Source organism: Ginsengibacter sp. (assembly GCF_057362405.1).
On record NZ_JBMQQG010000070.1, the window covers coordinates 1 to 6,176 of the forward strand.

Sequence of the window (6,176 nt, forward strand, 5' to 3'; positions counted from 1 at the left end):
GGGTTACCAAAGCGCAAAGGAAATCCATACATAGAAATGAAAGTGGTATCGCCTACTGAAATATCTTCCCTGAAATGTTTATCGCCAACCGATACAATATTTGCGACGGGATCGAATCGATAATAATTGGCAACGAGTTGGGGATATTCGTCTCTCATTGTTTTTGCAAGGGGTCCAAGTGTAGTGATGTCAATGCCCATATTATCCTGTTTCCATTTGCTCTTTATTAAATATTGGTCATTAATATTTGTAAGGCCTGCATTTATTTCCTCCTGGTTCAAAACATACACGCCGATAATCATGGAAAAAGTGATACCTATAGAAAGACAAAAAATATTTATCAGTGAAAACAGTTTGTGGCCCGCAAGATGCCTCGTCGCTATTTTGAAATAATTTTTAAACATAAGGCCTCCTTCTTATTCCTCCAGGGGAGTGAAGCTTTTGTGTTTTATAAAATTAATGAAGTTCATTGTTATGAACCTTCTTAGCCCTCCGATGGAGGGGTTGAAAAGGCTACTCGTTTCTTAAATTCTTCACCGGGTTGGCAACCGCTGCTTTTATTCCCTGGAAACTTACTGTTATCAACGCAATTACAATGGTAAGAACCGCCGCAAGTGCAAACATCCACCACGTCAGTTCTGTATGATACGTAATGCCTGAAAGAAAAGCATGCGCCAGCCATACTGATACCGGTATTACAATAAGCATTGCAATTACAACCGGTTTTAAAAAATCTTTGGACAGCAATAACCAGATACTTTTTCCATTGGCTCCAAACACTTTACGGATACTAATTTCTTTGCCACGTTTTTCGGCAAGGAAAGATGAAAGGCCAAATAAGCCAAGGCATGCGATGAATATCGCCATGGAACCAAATATAGTTGCCGCCAAACCAACGGAGCTCCATTCTTCAAATCTCCTTTGGTAACCGGCTTTTGTAAAAGAATATTCGAAAGGGTAATTATGATTTATTTTCTTTACGGCCTTCTCAATTTGTGCAACTGTATTTTGCCACCGGTCATCATTTTTAATGCGCACAAAGAAGTGCGGCAGGTTACTTGTTTGTAAAGAAATAACCATTGGCGCAATAATACCTGACGGGTTGTTGTAGACGAAGTTTTGAAATACGCCAATTACATTTTTGCCGCCGATCTTTTGACCTACAACAGGTTCTTTTAAAGCCATTTTTTGGACTGTGGATTCATTGATAATACAGGCAGACGAATCGGTTGCATATGAAGGACTAAAGTCTCTTCCTTCAAGCATCTTTATGCCCACTGTCCTTGTCCAGTCGTATTGCACGGAACTTACGATAACAGAAATTTCCTGCCCGGGAATTTTGCCGGGATAGTCCATACCCGTTACACTTCCGCCAAATTGTAAAATATTATCAGAGCCTGCGGTCATATTTTTAACGCCGGGGATTTGCGCTAAATCATTTTTTAATATTTGAAACTTACCCGACAACCCGCTATTGGCGGCTATGTCAACCAGGTTATCCTGGTCGTAACCTAACGGACGATTTCCTACGTGATTTATTTGTTTATAGATAACGATGGTAGCAATAATTAAAAATATAGAAATAACAAACTGAACAGTTACGAGTGCTTTGCGTAAACCCCCACCACTTCTTATGTTGCCGGATGCACCTTTTAAAACTTTTATGATTTTAAACCGGCTCAGGAACAACGCCGGGTAACTACCGGCAATCAAACCGGTAATCAAACCTATACCGAATAGTAACGACCAAAATTTCCAATCCCAATAATTTATCACCAGGTTATTTCCTGTAAATTGATTAAAAACAGGGAGTGCTATTTGTGTCAGAACAAAAGCCAATGAAAGTGCAACAAATGTCATTAACATTGCCTCGCTTAAAAATTGCCAGATGATCAACTTTCTTGTTGCGCCTAACACTTTTCGTACACCCACTTCGCGTGACCTGTGTTCAGAACGTGCAGTGGCGATATTCATGAAATTGATACATGCAATTATTATAACAAACAGAGCCAATGCACTTAATAATATAACCATGTCAATCCTGCCGCCATTTGGTTTACCATTACTAAAACTTCCATACAATCTTAATTTAGAAAACGGGTAAACAAATAAGGATACGGAAGGGTCGTTAGAACGCAGTTGCAGCAGTTTAGTTAGTTTGTTATTTAATAATGCAAGATTAACGCCGGGCTTTAGTTGAACCCATGTTTGGATACGATTGTCATCCCATTTATTCAACCATGGATTTTGTTTTGCAAAATAGCTGAATGAAAATACCATATCAAATCTAATGGTGCTGTTTGGCGGAACATCGCGAACGATTGCCGCTACTTTAAAACTGTTTTTTTCAGTCATGATTAACTTACCCATTGGATCTTCATCGCCAAACAATTTCTTTGCCGCCTGCTCAGTTATCACAACAGAACCCTCATCCTGCAATGCTGCAACAGGATTTCCTTTAACTGCAGGAAACGTCATTATATTAAAAATATCAGGTTCTGCGTCTATCCCGGACTCGTAAATCGTTTTATTGCCAACTTCCATTATTTGGTTGTCGAAATAAGCAACACGGGCCGCATATTTTGTTCCAGGTATTTCACTGCGAAAGGCCGCCGCCATTGGCCCCGCAGTAGCATCGCCTGTTGAGATGCCATCCATTTGTTTCTGATTCTTCATCAACAGGTAAGTATCTTTTAAGTTGGTATTATATTTATCGTAACTCAATTCGTTTACGATAACCAGCATAATGATGATGCTGGTTGCAAGCCCTACGGCTAATCCACTTATATTTATGAATGAAGATGTTTTGTTTTTGAGCAGGCTGCGCCAGGCGATTTTAAAATAGTTCTTTAGCATAAAATTCTTTGACTAATCTTTTCAATATGCATACCAATATTATATTTTACTGATAAAGAACAAATTGGTATAAAAATAATTTCCTGCGACTGTGCGCAATCGAACACTTTTACGTGAAAAGCGCACATGTTACATACACGTTAGTAATAATTTTTACTTTTAATTATTCCGTTCTTAAATTTTTCACAGGGTTTGCTATTGCCGCTTTAAAACATTGTGCTGTTATAAGAACAAAAGCCACCATAAAAATAAAAACACATACAACGACATACGGAACAACATTTTGCTGTATCCTGTAAGCATAATTTTCTAACCAATGATTAGATATAATATATGCAACCGGCCAGGCAATAATATTGGCAATACATATCAGCCACGCATAATCCTTTATAAACAACGATAAAATATTTTTAACATCAGCCCCCAACACTTTACGAACGGCAATCTCTTTATTTCGTTTGGCAAGCGTAAATGCAACCACACCAAAAACGCCCACAAATACAATAATTAAATTCAGCGCTGTTGCTATATCTGCCGCTTTCTTCAATTGCATTTCAGATGTGTATAATAATTGAAACTTATCATCCATAAAACTATACTCAAAAGGCGCTTCGGGTAACAATACTTTCCATTTCTTTTTTATGTCTGCTACTGCTTTTGGATAATTGCCGGTACGTAATCTCAGGTTCATGTAACGGTACGTTTTCGTGTCTTCAAAATGAACAATAACCACCGGCTCTATGTGTTGCTGCAGGCTTGAATAGTTGTAATCTTTTATTACACCCGCGATGGTTAATACGGGATTGCCGGTGGGTTGAGTTATTTGCCTTCCCACCGCTGATGCGGCATCAATAAAACCCAATGCTTTTGCGGCAGATTCATTCACAACAATTTGATTGGGTGTGAACGCTCCTGATTGATTAAAGAATGATCCGGCCGTAGTTTTCAAACCGAATGTGGCAGCATAATCCTGGTCTGCAGCAAATGCAGCTAATACCAATGGATTGTTTTTTTCCTGCCCTTGCGGATACAAGGTAATTTGCCCCGGCGGTTTACGTACGGGAATTTCAAATGACAATGATGCGTCTTTTACTGCAGGCAACGTGAGCAGTTGTTCTTTTATCATTTTCATTTTTTGCACACCAACGGAATCCCATTGTTTAGGGTAAGTATCAACAATAAGCAACTGCTCTTTGTTATACCCAAGATCTTTATTGAATATAAAAGACATTTGCCTGGAAACAGTTAATGCGCTGATGAAAACGATAATCGCCAGGCTAAACTGAACGATTAATAACCCTTTGCGTAATAACAATCCGCCCCTTGCTGAATCTGTTTTTCCTTTTATGGAATTAATAGTATTGGATGCACTAAGCACAAACGCAGGATAGATGCCCGACAGCAAACCAATGGCAATGATCAACATAACAAACAGACTTATTTGTTGTAAACTAAAATGCCAGAAGGAAGGCAGCGAAGTATTTAAAATTTCTGTAAATGCATTCCTGAGTAATGCATAAAAAATTAATGATAGAATTGTCGCGATAAAAGCAAGTACCAAAGCTTCCGAAATAAATTGCATCATCAACTGTGCTCTCATACTTCCAAAAACTTTTCGCAACCCGATTTCTTTTAAACGATAAGATGATGTGCCGATATTAATGTTCACAAAATTGATGATCGCCATCAATAAAATAAATGCAGCGATAAATGAAAGCGCTGTTATCATTTTTTGCACGGCGTTGTTATTGCTGGTTAAATGATAATCTTTAACAGGTGCCAGTTCAACAGTAAGATTATCCTGCGTGTTCTTATCTGTATATTTTTTTAGTACCTGTTCAAAAGGGCGCACCATTTGCTGCGGCGTAACACCAGGTTTCAATTCAAGCATGCCTATTTCATAAGCAGCGGTCCACCCTTCTGAAGGGTCAGCATCCGGCAAGTTTGAATAATACCTGCTGCCTTCTGTAGGCACAAAAACATTGTAATCAATATTGATTAATCCCGTAACCGAATTTTTTGGAATGTCTTTTAAAACTGCACTAACGGTGTATTGTTGCTTTTCATTATTTACGGTTGTGGTAATACCGAATACTTTTCCAACGGCATTCTTTGTTCCGAAAAGTTGTTGAGCAATAGTTTCTGTAATTAAAGCTGAATTAATGTTAGTGAAGACTTTTTCTTTATTGCCGTATAATACAGGAAAGCCATACATCGAAACCAGTGTTGTATCTCCAATAGCAATGTTTTCTTTAAAATGACTGTTGCCCACTGAAACCACGGTTGCCACAGGATTATAACGATAATAATTTTCTACAAGCGAGGGAAATTCCTCCTTCATTGTTTTTGCCAGCGGGCCGATGGTGGTAATATCCATACCCATTTCTTTAACTTTCCAGTTGCTCTTGATGATATATTGGTTGCCGACGTTTTTAAGATTAGCATTTACACTTTCTTCGTTCAAAATATATACGCCTATAATGATAGAAAAGGTAATGCCGATGGCAAGACACAAAATGTTTATCAAAGAAAACAGCTTGTGCCGGGTGAGATGCCGGATGGCTATTTTGAGATAGTTTTTAAACATAATTTTTAATTAAGCTGTTAGCTGGAGTTCATTCTGTCCTCAGGCTTTTCACCGGGTTTGCCAATGCCGCTTTTATTGTTTGAAAACTTATGGTAATTAATGTAATCGCAATAATAGTTATCGACGTAACGACAAACACGCCTGCGTTTAACCTTACCCGGTAGGCAAAGCTCTGCAACCATTGATTGGCTGCCCACCACGAAAATGGGATAGCAATTAAAAGAGAAACCAATATGAGTTTTAGAAAATCGGCAGATAGCATAGCGGCAATATTGCTGATAGAAGCACCAACAACTTTTCTTATCCCGATTTCTTTCTGCCGCTTTTGCGCCGTGAAAGCTGCAAGGCCAAATAAACCAAGACATGAAATTAAGATTGCAATACCCGCAAAATATTTTGACAATTCAGCTACTCTTTGCTCAGAGGCATATAGCTTGTTATAATCATCATCGAGAAATGCATAACTAAAATCAAGGCCCGCATTATATTTTTTATACAAAGCTTTAATACCCGCAATCGCCTGCTGCTCTTTTCCGGATTGTATCTTAACAAGGGTAATTGGATTTATTGGCGAATAAGTAAAAAATGCAGGCCCAATCTTTTTATACAATGACTGGAAATGATAATCTTTCACGACCCCGACAATCTGTTTCTTTTCGCCCCACATTGAAACTGTTTTACCAATTGGGTTGTGTAAGCCCATGGCTTTAACAGCAGCCTGGTTAAATATTAC

General features: G+C 38.4%; 3 protein-coding genes and 1 pseudogene. All 4 read right to left on the bottom strand.

Going from position 1 to position 6,176, the window contains the following annotated elements; translation table 11 throughout:
* A pseudogene (locus tag ACO1O5_RS06360) lies at window positions 1–404 on the bottom strand (ABC transporter permease); the annotation flags it as partial.
* A 109-nt stretch (window positions 405–513) separates the two neighbouring features.
* Window positions 514–2,856, bottom strand: a complete 2,343-nt coding sequence (locus tag ACO1O5_RS06365; RefSeq protein WP_486269001.1) for an ABC transporter permease — start codon at window positions 2,854–2,856, stop codon at window positions 514–516.
* 163 nt (window positions 2,857–3,019) lie between these two features.
* A complete protein-coding gene (locus tag ACO1O5_RS06370) occupies window positions 3,020–5,443 on the bottom strand; it encodes an ABC transporter permease (protein ID WP_486269002.1) in 2,424 nt (807 codons plus the stop codon).
* Window positions 5,444–5,471: 28 nt separating this feature from the next.
* Window positions 5,472–6,176, bottom strand: a 705-nt coding sequence (locus ACO1O5_RS06375; RefSeq protein WP_486269003.1) for an ABC transporter permease, incomplete at its 5' end; no start/stop codon positions are given.

Bases quoted from the DNA above. Each gene is read 5' to 3' on its own strand.
- ACO1O5_RS06365 (WP_486269001.1), bottom strand. From the start codon at position 2,856: ATGCTAAAGAACTATTTTAAAATCGCCTGGCGCAGCCTGCTCAAAAAC.
- ACO1O5_RS06370 (WP_486269002.1), bottom strand. From the start codon at position 5,443: ATGTTTAAAAACTATCTCAAAATAGCCATCCGGCATCTCACCCGGCAC.